Here is an 18,871-nt window from a genome sequence, read left to right as displayed (position 1 = left end):
TATTTTTTTTTAGGATTTAAGTCGCCAAAATCTATTTTAAACCTCTTTTACTGAATTAAAGTGAAAGAGGTTTTTTTGACCACGAGAATTTTAAAAATATGTTGTCTCAAATCCCTGCACAGGATGCGTGCTTAAGCTGTGGGGCGTGTTGCGCCTTTTTTCGAGTGTCTTTTTATTGGGCAGAAGGAGAGATCATGCCTGATGAAGTCGTCGAAGAATTAACTCCAGTTTATTCATGTATGAAAGGAACCAATCAAAAAAATCCCCGTTGTGTCATGCTATCTGGTGAGATCGGGCAACAGGTCAGTTGCACCATGTATGAACAACGTAGTTCTTCATGTAAAGAAGTCCAAGCTGGCGATGCGCAGTGTAATAAAGCGCGTGCTGCACATGGTTTAATTCCATTAATTGAAATTGAACCTGTATTGCCGAGTAATGATGAAGATTTTGATCAAGTCTGTTGATTTGAATAGATGAGCCTCATCAACATGCTCTTTTTCGGGTTATTGCCAAGAAATGTTGATGTATTTAGGTTCTCAGATGAATTATAAATCTGGCTTGGTACTATCAAAACTCATTTATAATTCATTTATTATTTTGAATAAGCGCCTGAAAATTTAAGTAAAATAAAGAATCAAAGAATTCCTGATAATAAAAAATGAAATTTAAACTGAAATTTGTATATAATAGCTCACGGAAATTACCAGCGAGCCTGTTATGTTGACCATCGTTCAAGAAGCCCTAACCTTTGATGATGTCTTATTACTCCCTGCCTATTCAACAGTCCTTCCAAAAGATGTCTCTCTAAAGACACGCCTTACCCGCGGCATTCAACTGAATATTCCTATGGTTTCAGCAGCAATGGATACTGTGACTGAGTCACGTATGGCGATTGCGATGGCGCAAAATGGTGGTATCGGTATTCTACATAAAAACATGGATATTGCTGCTCAAGCTGCAGAAGTACGCCGTGTTAAAAAATTCGAAGCGGGCATGGTGAAAGATCCAATCACTGTAACCCCTGAAACCACTGTACGTGAATTGATTGCAATTACTCAAGCAAACAATATCAGTGGTGTACCTGTTGTTAAAGATGGCAAAGTTGTCGGTATTGTGACAGGACGTGATACACGTTTTGAAACCAATCTTGAACAACCTGTCAGCAATATCATGACAGGGCAAGATCGTCTTGTGACTGTTCGTGAAAATGAATCTAAAGAAAATATCCAAGCATTACTTCAAAAAAATCGCATTGAAAAAGTGATTGTTGTTGGTGCGAATAATGAACTAAAAGGCTTAATTACAGTAACGGATTTCCGTAAAGCGGAACTTTATCCAAATAGCTGTAAAGATGAATTAGGTCGTTTACGTGTTGGTGCTGCAGTCGGTACTGGTGCGGAAACTCCAAGCCGTGTGGAAGCATTGGTTGAAGCTGGTGTAGATGCGATTGTTGTTGATACAGCACATGGTCATTCTGCTGGTGTGATTGAACGTGTACGTTGGGTAAAAGCAAACTTCCCACAAGTACAAGTGATCGGCGGTAATATTGCAACTGGTGATGCTGCTTTAGCATTATTAGATGCAGGTGCAGATGCGGTTAAAGTAGGTATCGGTCCTGGTTCGATCTGTACAACACGTATTGTAGCTGGTATTGGTATGCCACAAATCTCTGCGATTGATAGTGTTGCCAATGCATTAAAAGATCAAATTCCTTTAATCGCGGATGGTGGTATTCGTTTCTCTGGCGATATGGCGAAAGCGATTGGTGCTGGCGCAAGTACGATTATGGTCGGTTCATTGATGGCGGGTACTGAAGAAGCACCTGGTGAAGTTGAATTCTTCCAAGGTCGTTACTATAAAGCTTACCGTGGTATGGGTTCTTTGGGTGCGATGGCAGGTGCAACAGGTTCTGCGGATCGTTATTTCCAAGACTCTAAAGCGGGTGCTGAGAAACTTGTTCCAGAAGGAATTGAAGGTCGTGTGCCTTATAAAGGTCCAATGGGCAATATTGTGCATCAAATGATGGGTGGTTTACGTTCATCTATGGGTTATACAGGTTCTTCTACGATCGAAGATCTTCGTCAAAATGCGAAATTTGTGAAAATTACCTCTGCGGGTATGCAAGAATCACATGTGCATGATGTAACGATTACCAAAGAAGCGCCAAACTACCGTGTAGGCTAATATTACACGCTTTTCGCTTCATTTAGTGTTTAGTTAAATGATCGAATGGCTTAGCCTTTTGTAGTGTTTTTATTGAAAAAAGCCGTCAGTTTATGACGGCTTTTTTATTTTGGTGTAAAGTAATTGAATTGAAAAATTAATCGTTATGTAACACATAATAAGTGGGTAAAAGATGAGTTATTTTGGAACAGACGGGATTCGTGGAAAATTTGGTGAACTCCCAATTACCCCAGAATTTGCACTTAAGTTAGGGTTTGCAGCAGGGAAAGTTTTAAAACAAATTAGTCCAAAATCTAAACCGATTGTGGTTTTAGGTAAAGATACACGTTTATCAGGGTATATTTTAGAAGCAGCATTACAAGCAGGTTTAAATGCTGCAGGTGTTTATGTACATTTGCTTGGTCCATTGCCAACGCCTGCGATTGCACATTTGACCCGTGCATTGCATGCCAACTTAGGTATCGTGATTTCAGCTTCACATAATCCATATTTTGATAATGGAATTAAATTCTTCTCAGATGAAGGTAAAAAACTGCCAGACTCGATTCAAGAAGCCATTAACAAAGAGCTTGAAAATGACATCGTAATCGAAGACACCGCGAACTTGGGTAAAAGTGTTCGCGTTAAAGATGCCAATGGTCGTTATATCGAATTTTGTAAATCAACTTTCCCATACCATTTCAATTTACGCCATTTAAAAATTGTGGTGGATTGTGCCAATGGTGCGGCTTATAGCGTCGGTCCTGCTGTATTCCGTGAGTTGGGTGCAAAAGTGATTGCACTTTATAATGAGCCAGATGGTTTAAATATCAATAAAGATTGTGGTTCAACCCATCCTGAGAATTTACAAAAAGCAGTGATTGAACATCAGGCTGACCTTGGTGTGGCTTTTGATGGTGATGCAGATCGTGTTGTTTTAGTTGATCGTCATGGTAAGTTGGTCGATGGTGACCATATTCTCTATATTCTTGCGACTCAAGCTTCTCAAAAGCCAGCAGGGATTGTCGGTACAGTGATGAGTAATATGGCACTCGAATTGGCACTTGAAAAAGCTGGTGTGCCTTTTGTCCGTGCCAAAGTGGGTGACCGCTATGTATTACAGAATCTTGAAGACAACAACTGGGTGACGGGTGGCGAACCATCAGGGCATATTTTGACTTTAGACAAGAGCACCACAGGTGACGCCATTATTGCAGCATTGCAAGTACTGACAGTGATGGTTGAGCAAAATAAAGCTTTAGACGAGTTGGTTGCAGACTTTAAAGTACTACCGAATGTCTTGGTGAATGTCCGTTTGGAAGAAATGTTTGACCCTTATTCGATTCCTGCATTGGTCGCTGAATTTGATCAAGTCGAAGCACAACTGAAAGGTCGTGGACGAATTTTGATTCGTAAATCAGGGACTGAACCGATTATCCGTGTTATGGTAGAAGGCGATGATTTGCAAGAAGTAACTGATTTAGCAAATCATTTAGCAGATGCTGTACGTAAAAATGCAGTTTGATGATTTTGACCTTTATTATTTTCAATAAAGAATAAAATTAGGGTCTGTTATCAGACCCTAATCTTTTTAATTTATAAGTTGTTTGATCAATTTTCCTTAGCCTCTTTGGATGAAAGAGCAGAATGCAAGGTTTAGGTTCATGAGTGATGTGATTAAAGATTTAAGTGAGCTTCGTCTGACTTATCAAAAAGGTGAACTACATGAGGAACAGGTGGATACGCAACCACATGAGCAGTTTCTGAATTGGTTTAATTTGGCTTTAGAAGCAAAACTTCATGAACCCTATGCGATGTCTTTGGCGACTGCCAATGCACAAGGACGTCCGCATGTTCGTACTGTATTACTGCGTGGTGCGACAGAAGCAGGTTATGACTTTTATACCAATTATGACAGTCAAAAAGGTTTGGATTTAGCCGCTAATCCTTATGCTGAACTCTTATTTTATTGGCCAGAATTAGAACGACAAGTGCGTGTCAGTGGGCAAGTGACGAAAATTTCTTTAGAAGAATCGACAGACTATTATCACAAACGCCCACGTGATAGCCAAATTGCTGCACATATTAGTACTCCGCAAAGTGGTGTGATTGAAAGTCGTGAGTTATTACAACAACGTTTCCAAGAATTACATGACCGAGTTGCTGAAAAAGCTGAATTAGCGAAACCTGAATTCTGGGGTGGCTATCGTCTAGAGCCTGATTATTATGAGTTTTGGCAAGGTCGTCCAAACCGTTTGCATGATCGTTTAACTTATGAAAAAACAGATGGTTTTTGGAAGTTACAGCGTTTAATGCCTTAAAAATATTCCCAAGCATTCATTTAAAATGTCAAAACTTCAAATTAAACAGCGCCCATTATTATCACGCCCTGAAACCTTTCAGGGTGTGTCATCCTTTATTGCCGAAATATTGGCGCGACGCGGTGTACAGTCTGAACAAGAGCTCGATTTAAAGCTAAAATATCTACTTGCACCAAAAATGAAAGGCTTAGATCAAGCGATTCATATTATTGATCAAGCGATTGATCAGCAACAAAAAATCGTTATTGTCGGTGATTATGATGCTGATGGGGCAACCAGTACCGCTTTGATGATACTCGCATTGCGTGAAATGGGCGCAAATGTTCAATATCTCGTTCCTGATCGTTTTAAATATGGTTATGGTTTAACGCCTAAAATTGCAGACTTAGCCTTTGAAACGTATCAGCCTGATTTATTGATCACGGTGGATAATGGGATTTCCAGTCATGCAGGTGTGGAACAGGCGCAGTCGCATGGTATGCAAGTCATTATTACAGATCACCATTTAACCACCAAAGAAACGCCTAAAGCAGAAGCTGTAGTGAATCCCAATCAATTGGGTTGTGAGTTTCCGAGTAAGGCTTTGGCAGGGGTGGGCGTTGCATTTTATCTCTTGGCGAATTTAAGTAGTTATCGTGCCAAATTGGGTAAATCTACTGCCAAAATGCCGCAGTATTTAGACTTGGTGGCTTTAGGTACCTATGCCGATGTCGCAAGTTTGGATTATAACAATCGTATCCTTGTGGATGCAGGGGTAAAACGGATTCAGCAAAATCAATGTCGTGCAGGCATCAGTGCATTACTCGATATTGCAGGACGTGATCCTACAGAGTTGAAAGCCTCTGATTTGGGTTTTGTCTTAGGGCCTCGAATCAATGCCGCAGGGCGTATGGATACCATGGACATCGGGATTGAATGTCTATTGGCTTCTGATATGCAGACTGCTCATGCTTTTGCACGTCAACTCAATGATTTGAATTTAGAACGCCGTCAGGTTGAAACCCAAATTAAACAGGAAGCATTGACCGAGTTGGAAAACCTACAGCTTGATCAAGAAAACCTACCTGCTGCTTTGGTAATGTTTGAACAACATTGGCATCAAGGCGTGATTGGAATTGTCGCTGGGCGTTTAAAAGAACAGTTTCATCGTCCGAGTATCGTCTTTGCCGCTGATGATGATGGGATTCATATCAAAGGTTCAGCACGTTCAATTGATGGGATTCACATCCGTGACAGTATTGAAAAAGTTGCCGAACAACATCCGCATTTGATCAGTCATTTTGGTGGTCACGTAGCAGCGGCAGGTTTAACCATTCAAAAACAGCATTTTGAAGAATTTAAAGCCTTGTTCACTGAACTAATTGCGCAGTCGGATGATGAATTGTTTCAAGCGACTTTATGGACAGATGGTGAATTACCGACTGAAGCTTTTCAGATTGAAACGGTAGATACACTTGAGGCATTGGGTCCTTGGGGACAAAAATTCCCTGCGCCTGTGTTTGAAGGGCGATTTAAAGTTGCTGAACATCGTTGGCTGAAAGATGTGCATTTGAAGTTACGGTTGGCTTTGGGCAATGGTCAAATGGTCGATGCAATTGCCTTTAATGCTTTGAATAAATTTAATTTTGATCCAACTCAAAGTACGGTGCATATTGTTTATGAATTGGATAAGAATCAATTTAATGGCAGAGTGAGTTTGCAACTTAAAATGTTGTATTTAGATTCATAATTCAAACAAGTTGATGTTGAATAATGAGGACGTTAAGCGTCCTTTTTTTATATCTTTATGAATTAAGATATATCGTAGTATTGAATTAAAAATTCATTATTTATCATGATATTAAACTTATTATGTAAAATATTTATTGCTCAAAGATATATTAAGATATGTCTTAGTTGTCATTAATTAATCACATTGCTGTGGAGTTCTTATGAAATCAGACCAGTTTTCATCGCATGACTTTGAACGTCATGAACATGCAGAACGAGGACATGGCGGACGTCGTGGTCGATTATTTGAGTCTGGAAAAATGAAACTTTTAGTTCTTCATTTGATTGCACAGCAGCCGAAACATGGTTATGAAATTATTAAAGAGATTAGTGATTTAGTCGGTGGTGGTTATAGCCCAAGTGCGGGCACAATTTATCCAACATTAAGTTGGTTAGAAGATATGGGCTTTGTTCAAGCACAGATGACGGAGGGTGATCGTAAGCAATATCACATTACAGAAGCAGGAAACACACATCTTCAATTACAAAATGATCAAGTTAATCATTTATTAGAGCGCTTAGAAACACGTCGTGAAATTCATGAAAATGATCAACTTCTTGATATTCACCGAGCAATGGAAAATTTAAAAACAGCATTACGATTAAAGCTGAAAAATAATGATTTTGACTCTGAACAGGTGCGACAAATCGCGGAAAAAATAGATCAAGCTGCGGTGGAAATCGGGCGTTTATAACATAGTGTTGAGCACGATGTTTTAACGAACTGAGGTGAATATGAGTATTCAGATCCAACAGAAATTGCATCAGGTACATTTAAAAGTCACTCAAGCACGGGTTGCTGTTTTAAAAGTACTTTTAGACAGAAATGAACAGCTAACAGCAAAGCAAATCTATCAGCAACTTTATTTAACACAGCAAAAAGTGAGTCTTTCAACAATTTACCGTGTGGTGTGCGACTTAGAAAAATCAGGATTAATCATTCAAAAACAGCAGGGTCGAAGTGATACCAAATATGCAGTTCCAGAATTGTCAGATATGGGTGCTTTGAATATTCAATGTTCTGCCTTAGCAGAAGTGAATAAAGAATCGTTGATTGAATCTCTCGTACATGTATTTCAGTCATTCAATGTCGATGTGGTTGATATTGAATTTGGTCATACATCCCATTGAAATGAAAAGAGTATAAATATGAAGCAACATCAATACCATGTGACCGTTCAGCATCTTGCCGATGCTAAAGGCAATCCATCAACTTATGATGAAAACATTGAATTTAATGTTGGCAATCATGATGATATTTTTAAAATTGTAGAACGTTTAACTGCAGCTGATTTTTTTGATGAGGAAACCACCAAAGCTTTTGCGATTGGTTTGAAATTGTTTTTAGAAGTAATGCTTATGCATAGAGATCATATTCTATTCAAAGACCTAGAGCCTGCCATTTTACAGTTTATGAAAAATATGAAGCAACAGGTAAAGCAAAGAGCTGAGTTGAATGCGAGATAAATCTGCAATGATGATCAGGCGAATCCCAAAACTTCCTGCCAAGTATGCAGGTATCATTATGCCATTGCTCCTTTCTGGGCTGATGAGTGGCACAATTTCCATGCTTAATTTATGGAAAAATATCGGTTGGTTTGATGGCTTTTTTAGTCAATGGTTGGGAATCTGGCTATTTTCATGGTTGGTTGCATTTCCCACCGTGATGATTTTCTTACCTTTAGTACGTCGTTTTACTGCTTTGGTGGTTGATTTATCACTTCCAACGAAATAATTTTATGATGCAATGAGTCATGTCGGTGTAAGCTTAAGCGTACAAAGATTTAGGGATTTGTCGCATATACAGATCAACATCAATTTCTTATCATGGGGACATAGAGAGCAGGATGCTCCAGAAAAAATAATAAAAGACAGCAAAGGAAGTGCAGGTTCGACAGGAGTCAGACCAAAGCATCAAATACGTAAAAAAGCCTGACAGGATGTCAGGCTTTTTTATTGATCATTATGATGAAAATTTCTGTAATACCATGCTCATACAAATCTTCTGCGATAAAAACAATTGACTCGCCACATAGCCACTGATTTTCGGCATACCATCATACATTTCCTCAACATGGCGATGATAAAACACATGTCCTACAGGTTCAGGCAGTTGAGAAGAATCTGCTAAATTCATCGCAGGAACAAATGCAAATCGTGTAAATGGCGCAACCCACATCACACCGAACACAGGTTTTGCACAGGACTTACAAATGCCACGATTGACCGCAGGTGGTGCACGAAACTTCTTAAATTCAACCGATTCAGTGGTTTGCAATTTGACCGCATTTTCAGGGAAAATCACAACATCGGCAAAAGGCTTTTGATAAAGGTCTTGGCAAATACGACAGTGGCAAATAAATCGAATCAGTGGCGTACCATCGACACTAAAAGAGGATTGCCCACATGTACAACGCCCCTGTTGAATGATTAGTGTATTTTCCATATTTTTTTATTCTCCTACTTTACATCTAAGTCCGCTTGATTCACCCAATTGGAATGAAAACCTAAAGGAATATGTGTCGGCAGTTCAATGATCGCCACAGGCTCCTTTGTAATATCTTTGGCATCCAAAATCACCACTTTACTGTTTTTGCATTCGATTGAATGTACATAAGAGATTAACCAACCTTCATCTTCGCCATGAGCATCAGAATTTGGAATAAAAATCACTTCACCTGTCACATAACCCTCACCATAAAAATGTTGTGTGGTTTCATTCGATTCTAAATCATGTTTTAACAAATAATTTGCTTGAATATCGGTTGGATTGCCCGGTATACCTTCTTCGCCTAAAGTAATCGTATAAGCATAACGATAAGATTTACCTGCCAAACGCTCATCAAAACGAGGGAATTCCTGAGGTGTTGCAGAAATGACTGTACGCTTAATTTCACCTGTTGCATATTGCAGATGCCAACGTTCAAAACGTACCACCTGACCATCTGATGGACCTTGAATGGTGTTTTTAAAGGTTTCGTCATGCACCGCAGCATCTAAAATCACATCACCATTTTCCAAATCATAAGCATTACAACTATGGAAAATAAAGCATGGATCGACTTTGAACCAACGAATGTCTTTGGCATTGCCATTTTTAGGTAATAAACCAATTCTTGCTTGATGTTTTTCATTCCACTGATAAGGGAAATCGGCACCACGCATGATATTGGAAATTGAGAATGTAATCGGCAAATCAAAAATTACCATTTTACTTGCGGTCATATTACAGTCATGCATCATTGGACCATGCTGTACAGGAATGCTGACACGGTTTATCAGTTTTCCATCTTGATTAATCACGTGATAATGAATTTGATTCATCACCAAAGCATCGTAGCAAATCGCATGTAATTCACCTGTTTCATGGTCTTTGTGTGGATGTGCTGAAAATGCAAATTTTTCATCATCATTAAATAAACGATAACGGACACTGTTCAGCTCGGCATCCATTTCAACAGGAAGTGGTCCTGCTTCTACAATGGTCCAAATTTTTCCTGCATGACCAATAATATTGGTATTGGTAATGTCTGCCACACCACGTGGATTGCCTTCGATGCGAGGACGTTTTAATTTGTCATGAACCTGATGTGTGCCGACATAGCGACTTTTACACCATAAGGTTTGTCCATCTTTGAGGCGTAGTCCATGCACCATACCATCGCCAATAAACCAATTATAAAGTGTAGGATTTTTCACTTCTAATGGGTTCGGTCCCATGCGTAAAAAGAGACCATCAAGCTGTTTTGGAATCGTGCCAATGACATTGAAATCGTGATGAAATGATTCAGCGACAGGTGCAAAAGGACCTTTGAGAAAGGGGTTATCATCCACATAGGGGATGCGCTTTTTTGCAAGTTCGGCAAAGAAATTCAGTGTTCCCATAGCCAAGCGGTTATTGGCTAAGTTATTCATGAAACTTGACATAATTCTGCATCCTTTTTGAGTTTTTATTGCTTGTTTCGTATAATTTGTGCAATGTGTACAGTAGTCACATTTAATTTATAATATTAATGTTTACGGTGTCAACATTGAATAAAAAAATCCACGATTCGGTCACGACTTATCATCATGGCAATCTGCGTGAAACTTTATTGACGCAGGGCTTGATTTTATTGGAGTCTTCGCAGGGCACTGAGTTCAGTATGCGTGAATTGACCCGAATTATTGGCGTGTCGGCAAATTCCGTTTATCGGCATTTTGCCAATAAAGAAGAATTATTAATTGCCATGGCGATTCATGGCTTTGAACAATTATTAACGCTTCAAGGTCAGGCGATTCAAAACTCGGAGGACAGTAGGCAAGGTTTTATTTTGTCAGGTAAACAATATATTGCTTTTACCATGCAGTATCCTGCACTGTTTCGTTTAATGTACGGGCGTTTTACTGTGAGCCAAGCCGATGAAAACTTAAAAGCGATGGCAAATTTGGCTTATACAGGAATGTTATATGCGATTGCCAATACTTTAAATGTGTCTGTAGATGACGCCAAAGCCAAAGTGCTTGCGGTTAAATCATGGAGTGTGGTGCATGGTTTAAGCCATTTATTGGTGGATGGTCAGTTTGATGATCTGTCTGATCTTGAACGTGACAATATGATTGATCAGGTTTTGGAGACTTTAAAAACTGAGTGATGCTCTTGACTTGATGGTTTTAGAAATGGCTTTATTCTGGTACTGACAGAATGTTATCTGATGATTTACAACAAAAAGCAAAATTATCATTGTCCTATAGATGGTATTCAGCGTATTAAGATAGTGATGGTTCGACGCAAATTGATTCTTTATGATCAATTCAAGTAATTAAAGTACAAAAGATGTTGAATAGACATCCTAGACTGATGAACAACTTTAGGATAATAAAATGACCAATACCAATTTTACCGAACTTTCCCATTCAGATGATTGCGAAAAATATGTGAATCAATTTATTCAAGATTTTCCTATTCGCGCTGCGGAAATAGGCAAAGGCACCGTCATTAAACGTGCTTTACCGAGTCGCCAAAAGCGTATGATCGGCGCTTGGTGTTTTCTTGATCATGCAGGTCCAGTGGACTTTTCACAAGGTGATGGCTTAGATGTAGGACCGCATCCGCATATCGGTTTGCAAACATTTACATGGATGATTGAAGGCACATTGATGCATACCGATAGCATCGGTTCTAAGCAACTCATTCGCCCGAAACAGGTCAATTTAATGACCGCAGGTTATGGTATTTCACATACTGAGGTTGCGCCAAATACTGAAACCAAAATGCATGCTGCGCAATTATGGATTGCTTTACCAGACGACAAAATCAATATGGCACCGCAGTTTGATCATTACCAAGAATTGCCGATTGTCGAAAAAGACAATATTGAATTTACCGTATTAGTCGGTGATTTTTTGGGTAAACATTCACCTGTCAAAGTCCATACTGAATTACTTGGGATCGATTTTTTTGCCAAAGAATCGACCAAATCTGTGATTCCTTTAAATCCTAAATATGAATATGGATTCCTTGCATTGGAAGGTGATGCGATAGTCAATGGTCATACTTTGAATAGCGATAACATGGTGGTGTTAGAGCCAGGTGTTTCTCAAATTGAGGTGGAGTTACCGCAAGGCTCACGTCTATTGTTGATCGGTGGTGAACCGTTTGAGTCCCCAATTTTGCTATGGTGGAATTTGGTGGGTCGTACTCAGGAAGAATTGAAAATTGCGACTGAGCAATGGATCAATCACGATGCACGTTTTGGCACGATTCCTGATTATGAGGGTGCACGTTTAGAAGCTCCAGCATTCCCTGAAAAAATGCGTCCATCGAAGTAAGTCATTTACATCGCTCATTTAAATAATGAATTCAGATAAGGAAAATAATATGGCTGTTATTGCACAAGCTCAAGTAAAAAGCTTGCCTGAACCGTGGTCTGGAGAGGTAAGCAGTGGTAAGCATCATTTGATTACCGATAAACCTGAATCTTTTGGTGGGCAGGACAAAGGTTTAGCACCGTATGATTTTATTTGTTCAGGCTTGATTTCTTGTACCATGATTACCTTGCGTATGTATGCGGAACACAAAGGTTTTGATTTGGGTGAGTTTCAAGTTAAAGCAGATTTTAATGCCAATAAAGAAGGTCAGGAATGGATCGAACGTCGTTTGTCATTTGCTCAACCTTTAACTGAAGAATTACATCAGAAGGTTTTGGATATTTGTCAGAAAACACCTGTGACCAAAACTTTGTTGCGTAGTGTGGAAATTAATACGTCAATTATTTGATTTTCTATATTCAATGAAAAGGCATTTTGTAAAAACAAGATGCCTTTTTTTATCATAATCGCTTATAGTCAATGCAAAATAATAGAGGCAATAACAATGATTACGTTACATCATTTGGAACAGTCACGTTCTCTGAGGATTTTGTGGGCGTTGGAAGAGTTAGGTGTCGAATATCAAGTCAAATATTATAAACGCTTACCGACTTTTGCTGCGCCACCTGAACTCAAACAGATTCATCCTTTAGGTAAAGCGCCCGTATTAACCGATGGTGATTTGGTTATTGCTGAATCTGCGGTGATTTTGGATTATTTACAAAACACTTATGACACTGAAAATAAATTCAAACCTCACGAACCCAAAGATCTGATGCAATACAATTATTGGATGCACTATGCAGAAGGTTCTTTGATGCCTTTATTGGTGTTTAACTTGGTATTGAGCAATGTACCCAAGCATGTGCCTTTTATTATTAAACCTGTTGCAAAGAAGATTACTGAAGGCTTAAAAGCAGGATTTATTAATCCTCGTTTGGCAGATCACATTCCATTCTTAGAAAGTCATTTAACCAAACATGATTATTTTGCAGGGGATTTTTCTTTTGCAGATATTCAAATGAGTTTTCCGATCGTCGCTTTGCAAGAGCGTGTGGCAGGGAAATATCCCTTATTAAAAGAATATGCTGACCGTATTCAACAGCGTCCCGCATTTCAAAATGCTAAAGCAAAAAGTGGTTTTTAGTACCCAATGAATTTGATCTTTTTACCTGGTGCATCTGGAAATACTGAATTTTGGCGCCCTGTTGCAGAAAAACTCGTTGTGACTGGAGAAAAGACAGTAATCGCTTATCCCAGTTTTGGTGGTTATCCCGATCATGTCGATGTACACAATTTCAAAGATTTGCAGAGTTATGTTCTAGATCAAATTCAACAACCCTCAGTCATCATTGCGCAATCAATGGGTGGAATTTTTGCGGTGCAAGCGGCATTGCAAAAGCCAGAATTGATTGAAGCTGTAGTCTTGGTCGCGACATCAGGTGGTATCGACTTAAGCCCATTTGATGTGGCGGATTGGAGAGAGGATTATCAACTAAACTTCTCTGTGCCTGATTGGTTCGTTCGTCCGCACATCTTTTTAGATGAACAGCTTTATAAAATTGACTGTCCTGTGTTATTGATTTGGGGTGATGCTGATCCGATTAGCCCCGTGGCAGTGGGGCAATATTTACATGGCAAGATTGTGATTTCAGAACTGCATGTGATTGAAAATGGGCAACATGATTTAGCTTTTACTCATGCTAATCAATTAACTCAAATCATTCAGAAATTTTTAGAAAAAATAGAAGAGGCAAAATAAAAGGTATATCGCATTAAATTTATTTACGTAATTGAGACGGTATATAGCCAAAATGCTGTTTAAATCGTGTGCTGAAGTGACTTGCTGAACTAAATCCACAACTTAAAGCAATTTCGATTAGTTCTAAATGACTATTTAAAATCAATTCATGGGCTCTTTTTAGGCGTGTGTGTAATACATATTGATGTGGTGATTGTCCTGTAGATTGCTTAAACATATGAGCAAAATGGTATTCACTCAGATTTGCTTGATGAGCAAGATCTGCAATACTGATTGATAGATGTAAATGTTGTTCGATCCATTCCAAAACAGTCCTTAAAATGTGTGGTGCTAAACCACCCGAAACATAGGGAAGTCTCCATTGAACACTACTGTAATTTTGAATTAAATGGTTCAATAATAGATTGGCTGCTGAACTAAACTGTAATTGATTTTCTTGATCTTGCCACTGTCCATTTAATAAAAAATGACGATAAGTCGCACTGACCAATGGGTCCTGAATAAAGTCTTTTTCGTTTAGTTGAATCTGAGAGGGTTCTTTATCCCATATTTTCACAGCAATATTTTTTAAGTGCTGATCTGTATAATATAAATGCACAAAACTTAAGTGATCTCGGACATCCCAAGTCGATTCTAAGCCTTGTGGCATTAGACAAAATCGATCTGGTGCACCACCATTTCTCCAACCTGTAGAAGTCTTTCGATAACTTTCATAGCCACCTCGAATATAAAGGCTTAAGGTGTGATGATTACTACAAACGCTGACATTATCTTTTTGATTTGACCATGCAGCCATTTGCATCCCTGAACCGATATGAACTGTGTCAATCAGTTGGGCATTGTGCAGTTGTAGTATTTCAAGCGTTTTGTATTTCATATCATCACATGGTCTTAAAATGATTATGACAACAATCTGTTTGGTTAGATTTTAGCGACTGTTTTCACAATAAACAAAAATAAGCAAAGAAAATAGCAAGATTGTGAAAGTGACCACAAGAATATGATGGAGAGTTTTTGCTCAAGCAAGCAAACTAAAACTCTTAGCGCATCTTCGAGAAAGTTTATGAATGTTTTGTTGTATTTTTCAGTGGTCATCATTTGGGGAACCACATGGATTGCGATTAAATTACAACATGGTCAGTTTAGCCCAGTCATTGGTGTGTTCTGGCGCTTCTTGATCGCTGCAATGATTATTTTTATCGGCTTATTGCTCACTAAAAAACTTAAGGCTTTGAATCTCTGGGATCATTTATTTTGTGCATTGCAAGGTCTTTGCATTTTTGGATTCAATTTTATTTGTTTTTATAGCGCAGTCGCATATATCAATAGTGGGCTAGAATCCGTCATTTTTTCTATGGCTATTTTATTTAACGCATTTAACAATAAATTATTTTTCCAACAGAAAATATCTTTCTATTTTATACCTGCCTCCATTTTGGGACTTGCAGGAATTGTTGCATTATTTTGGCATGATCTTTTTACGGCTCATTTAAATTCAAAAATTCTGCTTGGAATTGGTTTATGCATGTTGGGAACCTATGGATTTTCATTAGGGAATATGATCAGTATTCGACACCAAAAAAGAGGGCTTGATGTTTTGAGTACCAATGCTTATGGCATGTTGTATGGAAGTGTGACGATGCTTTTGATTGGCTTGATAACCCAGCAAGATTTTTTCCCGACTATCACGCTACAAGGCTTATTTGCTTTAGGTTATTTGAGTATCTTTGGAACCATCATTGGCTTTACTCTGTATTTTATTTTGATTGGACGCATTGGGGCAGGCAAGGCAGCATATAGCACATTATTATTTCCATTGGTTGCACTCAGTATTTCAACAATTTGGGAAAATTATCATTGGTATACATTGTCATGTATCGGCGTATTTTTAATTTTATTTGGAAATTACATTTTATTTGCACAACCTAAATGGCTAAGTAAGTTGAATTCTCATCAAGGCGAATCAAGAAAGGTATGATTTATAATGAAAATAAAATTTAGATAAATGTAGGATCACCACAAAGACAGTTGTGACTCATCTTGCTGTTCTGCGAGTTGGTATAAACCGACGCCGATCAAACGGAATTGAAAATGACTGGGAATTTGCATTTCATTTAACAAAATTTGAATGACTTGCACCATTTCTTGTTGAGATTTCAAAGCCGTTTTAAAGCTTTTACTGTGTTGTAACACTTGAAAGTTCTTCAATTTCAGTTTGACCGTGACACCACGTGCAGACATTTGTTTTTTATCTAAACTGAGCCAGACTCGTTCAATTAGCGTGTCCCAATAGCCTGAGCATTGTTCGAGGGTCAGATCATCATCAAAAGTGGTTTCCTTAGAAATTTGTTGACGTTGTCGTTCAGCTTGAACAGGTCGTTCATCAACCCCTTGCGCATATAGAAACAATTGTTTGCCGTATTTTCCAAAATGGTGAATCAGTACATTTTCATCAATCTGCTGTAAATCCCCCAATGTTTGTAGATTTAAACTGGTTAATTTTTCTTGGGTGACTTTGCCCACGCCAGGGATTTTTTTCAATGGTAAATCATGAATAAAATGCTGAACCTGACTGGGTTTAATGATGCAGATACCATTCGGTTTATTCCAATCTGAGGCAACTTTGGCGAGAAACTTATTTGGGGCAACCCCTGCGGATGCGGTTAAGCCTGTCACTTTGAAAATATCTGCACGAATACATTCAGCCACTTCTGTCGCACTGGGGATATTCTTCAAATTTTCCGTGACGTCTAAGTAAGCTTCATCTAAAGAAAGTGGTTCAATCAGCGGTGTGTATTGTTGAAAAATCTCATGAATCTGCTGTGATACCTCACGGTATTTATCAAAATTAGGTTCAATCACCACCACTTGCGGGCAAAGTTTCTTGGCTTGTCCCATCGACATAGCAGAACGGAGTCCAAACTGTCGTGCAGGATAGGATGCAGCAGCAATCACTGCCCGAGGGTGATGTGAGGAAATCACCACAGGTAAATGTTTTAAGTCGGGGCGATCACGCAGTTCTACTGAGGCATAGAACGCGTCCATATCAATATGAATGATTTTTCTCATGAATCACACAGTGTTATAGCGCTGTAAGATGATTCTAACAGACCTCACTCATTTTCCCTGTAGAAATTCTAGTTTTGCAAAGGGTAAGCGACAGGTTGTGTCAAGATGACCACTTTGGCATGTTGTTGTTCCGCGTAGTGGATCAAAGTTTGCATACTTTTTTGAGTATTATCTGCAAGATAAGGTAAAAATTCCAAAGGCTGAGTCAGCGGTAGCGGTTCCCAGAAATTATCCCAATGTATTGGAATGACGGTTTTGGGTTTTATTGTTCCAATGGTCTGTTTTAAATATTGCTGTTGGTATTCAGGTGTTTGGCGTGATAGTTGGGCAATGCCTAAAAAGAGTGTATCGATATGGATATTATTTAATTGGTTTGGTATGACCCCTGTGCTGGCTTTGACCAAGACTTTATAACCTTGATGTTCAATCAAATAATCAAAACTGTGTCCTTCTTTAAATTCAGAAAAACGCGCAGGTTGTTTTAATGGATGTGTAATGACTTCGCCGAGATCATTATTTACGGCAGTAGGTGGGGTATGTTGAGATGGAATAGCTGTGACCTTAAATTCACCAAATAGCATTGTTTGCAAAGGGGAAATGAGTTGAAGCTGTTGTTCTGCAACATTCCCACCTCGTGCAATATTCATTGTGCTTTCTGAACCGATGATTTTAATGGGTAATTGCTTGCCGAGTTCAGCGATATCGAGCGCATGATCATAGTGAGAATGTGAGGTGAATACGGCTTGTACGCGTTTTAAATCGTAGTCTTTAATGGTTTGTGTAAGTAGTTTTGGATCACTTTGCACGGGTTTCAATAAGGTTTGTGTGAGTGAGGGACGAGTAAAGAATCCATCAATCAAAATCTGGGTTTGTCCATCATCAAATAACAGGGTAGAAACTCCAAAGAATCTAACTGTGAGTTGTTTTTTATCTGGATGATTTTGACTATTGTTTTGATTATTTTCAGATGGGCTTAGCTCAGGTTGATAAATCCATTTCTGAATTTTTTGGATATGTCCTGAGGGTTGTAGTAAAAACGTCAGTGTTGCAATCACTAGAAATATAATCAGTGAAATTGAAATGGTGACGATCTTTTTAAGCTTCATCCGTGATTCGCATCTTTTTATTTTATTGGCTATCACGGTAGCATATTTATTCGACGATTTTATGGCTTTGCAGATTTTTCTGTTTGAATCACATGATTATTTTCTAAAAACTGTTTCCATTGTTTTTCATCACCATGAAACACATTCAAATCGACATTTTTATTGATACCTGAAATTTTGCCTTGATTGGTGCGTTGCCAGAAAGTCCACGGACGTCCATCTTTTAAATCAGGTTGTTCTTTATATTCACGAATCCAAATCGGGGTGTCTTTAAATTCACCGATTAACACCATGTTATAAAACATTTTAGAAGTATAGAAAATTGGTTGTTTGGCATAATGCGTTTGCAATTGGTCATGCATAGATTTGATCTGTTTGAGCAACTGTTCTTTGGTGAATGTATTGATGCAATTGCTATCATATTCCAAGTCGATGACAGGGGGCAGTGCATTGGTTTTGATCGGGACAGTTTTGATAAAATTTTGTGCTTGAATATCGCCATCACGGCATAAACGGAAGAAGTGATACGCACCAACGCGCATGCCACGCTCACGTGCTTCTAACCAATAGTCTTGAAATTTATCATCTTGATAGTCACCACCTTCTGTGGCTTTGAGATAAACAAATTGATATTGCTGCGGAGAGATTTTTTTCCAATCAATATCGCCCTGATGGTGTGACACATCGAAGCCTTTGATTGGATAAGGTTCAGCAGAAGCAATATTAACATACAACATTGCCAAACCAATTACACTGCACAGTCCCGTGATGATTAACGTGAAACGAGTACGGGTGAATTTGGCGGTTTTGGCTGAATGTTTCACAAGATA

General features: G+C 38.7%; 21 protein-coding genes. 15 read left to right on the top strand and 6 right to left on the bottom strand.

The genetic code is table 11. The annotated features are described in order from the left end of the window. Window positions 1-98 precede the first annotated feature (98 nt). The 9 genes from EXE09_RS07505 to EXE09_RS07465 all read left to right on the top strand — a co-directional run bounded on the left by EXE09_RS07505 (window position 99) and on the right by EXE09_RS07465 (window position 7,989). Complete coding sequence (locus EXE09_RS07505) at window positions 99-464, top strand: YkgJ family cysteine cluster protein (protein WP_130116866.1); 366 nt, start codon at window positions 99-101, stop codon at window positions 462-464. A 253-nt stretch (window positions 465-717) separates the two neighbouring features. Next, window positions 718-2,184: an IMP dehydrogenase gene (gene guaB, locus EXE09_RS07500; RefSeq protein WP_130116865.1), complete on the top strand. Its 1,467-nt coding sequence runs from the start codon at window positions 718-720 to the stop codon at window positions 2,182-2,184. Window positions 2,185-2,356: 172 nt separating this feature from the next. After that, on the top strand, window positions 2,357-3,688 hold the full coding sequence (gene glmM / locus EXE09_RS07495) for a phosphoglucosamine mutase (RefSeq protein WP_130116864.1): 1,332 nt from the start codon (window positions 2,357-2,359) through the stop codon (window positions 3,686-3,688). Window positions 3,689-3,827: 139 nt separating this feature from the next. Next, the gene (gene pdxH / locus EXE09_RS07490) at window positions 3,828-4,484 is read left to right on the top strand and encodes a pyridoxamine 5'-phosphate oxidase (protein ID WP_087552598.1); all 657 of its coding nucleotides are present in this window, start codon (window positions 3,828-3,830) and stop codon (window positions 4,482-4,484) included. Between the two features lie 25 nt (window positions 4,485-4,509). After that, window positions 4,510-6,213, top strand: a complete 1,704-nt coding sequence (gene recJ, locus EXE09_RS07485) for a single-stranded-DNA-specific exonuclease RecJ (RefSeq protein ID WP_130116863.1) — start codon at window positions 4,510-4,512, stop codon at window positions 6,211-6,213. Window positions 6,214-6,415: 202 nt separating this feature from the next. Beyond that, the gene (locus EXE09_RS07480; protein WP_130116862.1) at window positions 6,416-6,949 is read left to right on the top strand and encodes a PadR family transcriptional regulator; all 534 of its coding nucleotides are present in this window, start codon (window positions 6,416-6,418) and stop codon (window positions 6,947-6,949) included. A 40-nt stretch (window positions 6,950-6,989) separates the two neighbouring features. Then, on the top strand, window positions 6,990-7,385 hold the full coding sequence (locus tag EXE09_RS07475) for a transcriptional repressor (RefSeq protein WP_130116861.1): 396 nt from the start codon (window positions 6,990-6,992) through the stop codon (window positions 7,383-7,385). Between the two features lie 18 nt (window positions 7,386-7,403). After that, entirely contained in the window at window positions 7,404-7,721 is a 318-nt protein-coding gene (locus tag EXE09_RS07470) for a DUF3861 domain-containing protein (RefSeq protein ID WP_130116860.1), read from the top strand. Beyond that, on the top strand, window positions 7,711-7,989 hold the full coding sequence (locus tag EXE09_RS07465; protein WP_130116859.1) for a DUF2798 domain-containing protein: 279 nt from the start codon (window positions 7,711-7,713) through the stop codon (window positions 7,987-7,989). Before EXE09_RS07470 ends, EXE09_RS07465 begins: the two co-directional genes overlap by 11 nt. A gap of 228 nt (window positions 7,990-8,217) precedes the next feature. On the opposite strand, the gene EXE09_RS07460 is transcribed toward EXE09_RS07465, so the two are convergent. Both EXE09_RS07460 and EXE09_RS07455 read right to left on the bottom strand, forming a co-directional pair. After that, window positions 8,218-8,700 carry a GFA family protein gene (locus tag EXE09_RS07460; RefSeq protein ID WP_130116858.1) on the bottom strand — a complete coding sequence of 161 codons (483 nt, stop codon included), beginning with the start codon at window positions 8,698-8,700 and terminating at the stop codon, window positions 8,218-8,220. 14 nt (window positions 8,701-8,714) lie between these two features. Next, on the bottom strand, window positions 8,715-10,181 hold the full coding sequence (locus tag EXE09_RS07455; protein ID WP_130116857.1) for a carotenoid oxygenase family protein: 1,467 nt from the start codon (window positions 10,179-10,181) through the stop codon (window positions 8,715-8,717). A gap of 95 nt (window positions 10,182-10,276) precedes the next feature. Between EXE09_RS07455 and EXE09_RS07450 the strand changes: the two genes are divergently transcribed. The 5 genes from EXE09_RS07450 to EXE09_RS07430 all read left to right on the top strand — a co-directional run bounded on the left by EXE09_RS07450 (window position 10,277) and on the right by EXE09_RS07430 (window position 13,866). Further along, window positions 10,277-10,888 (top strand): TetR/AcrR family transcriptional regulator, encoded by a 612-nt coding sequence (locus tag EXE09_RS07450; RefSeq protein ID WP_228257184.1) that lies wholly within the window; start codon window positions 10,277-10,279, stop codon window positions 10,886-10,888. 229 nt (window positions 10,889-11,117) lie between these two features. Further along, complete coding sequence (locus EXE09_RS07445) at window positions 11,118-12,065, top strand: pirin family protein (RefSeq protein ID WP_130116855.1); 948 nt, start codon at window positions 11,118-11,120, stop codon at window positions 12,063-12,065. A 49-nt stretch (window positions 12,066-12,114) separates the two neighbouring features. Beyond that, window positions 12,115-12,513, top strand: a complete 399-nt coding sequence (locus EXE09_RS07440) for an OsmC family protein (RefSeq protein ID WP_130116854.1) — start codon at window positions 12,115-12,117, stop codon at window positions 12,511-12,513. Between the two features lie 96 nt (window positions 12,514-12,609). Next, on the top strand, window positions 12,610-13,251 hold the full coding sequence (locus tag EXE09_RS07435; protein WP_130116853.1) for a glutathione S-transferase family protein: 642 nt from the start codon (window positions 12,610-12,612) through the stop codon (window positions 13,249-13,251). A 6-nt stretch (window positions 13,252-13,257) separates the two neighbouring features. Beyond that, window positions 13,258-13,866 (top strand): alpha/beta fold hydrolase, encoded by a 609-nt coding sequence (locus tag EXE09_RS07430; RefSeq protein WP_087552586.1) that lies wholly within the window; start codon window positions 13,258-13,260, stop codon window positions 13,864-13,866. 19 nt (window positions 13,867-13,885) lie between these two features. Here EXE09_RS07430 and EXE09_RS07425 read toward each other — a convergent pair whose 3' ends face one another. Continuing rightward, entirely contained in the window at window positions 13,886-14,743 is an 858-nt protein-coding gene (locus tag EXE09_RS07425; RefSeq protein WP_130116852.1) for a helix-turn-helix domain-containing protein, read from the bottom strand. Between the two features lie 186 nt (window positions 14,744-14,929). On the opposite strand from EXE09_RS07425, the gene EXE09_RS07420 reads away from it, so the two are divergent. Next, entirely contained in the window at window positions 14,930-15,844 is a 915-nt protein-coding gene (locus EXE09_RS07420) for a DMT family transporter (RefSeq protein WP_068972981.1), read from the top strand. A gap of 35 nt (window positions 15,845-15,879) precedes the next feature. On the opposite strand, the gene dinB is transcribed toward EXE09_RS07420, so the two are convergent. The 3 genes from dinB to EXE09_RS07405 all read right to left on the bottom strand — a co-directional run bounded on the left by dinB (window position 15,880) and on the right by EXE09_RS07405 (window position 18,865). Continuing rightward, window positions 15,880-16,935, bottom strand: a complete 1,056-nt coding sequence (gene dinB, locus EXE09_RS07415; RefSeq protein WP_130116851.1) for a DNA polymerase IV — start codon at window positions 16,933-16,935, stop codon at window positions 15,880-15,882. Window positions 16,936-17,003: 68 nt separating this feature from the next. Further along, on the bottom strand, window positions 17,004-18,041 hold the full coding sequence (locus EXE09_RS07410; RefSeq protein ID WP_130116850.1) for an MBL fold metallo-hydrolase: 1,038 nt from the start codon (window positions 18,039-18,041) through the stop codon (window positions 17,004-17,006). Window positions 18,042-18,100: 59 nt separating this feature from the next. Continuing rightward, on the bottom strand, window positions 18,101-18,865 hold the full coding sequence (locus tag EXE09_RS07405; protein WP_416332363.1) for a GH25 family lysozyme: 765 nt from the start codon (window positions 18,863-18,865) through the stop codon (window positions 18,101-18,103). Between the last annotated feature and the right edge of the window lie 6 nt (window positions 18,866-18,871).

This window comes from Acinetobacter sp. WCHAc060025 (genome assembly GCF_004209355.1).
GTDB lineage: Bacteria > Pseudomonadota > Gammaproteobacteria > Pseudomonadales > Moraxellaceae > Acinetobacter > Acinetobacter wuhouensis.
The sequence above is the reverse complement of the archived record's forward strand: the minus strand, read 5'-3'. Positions and strand labels throughout refer to the sequence as shown.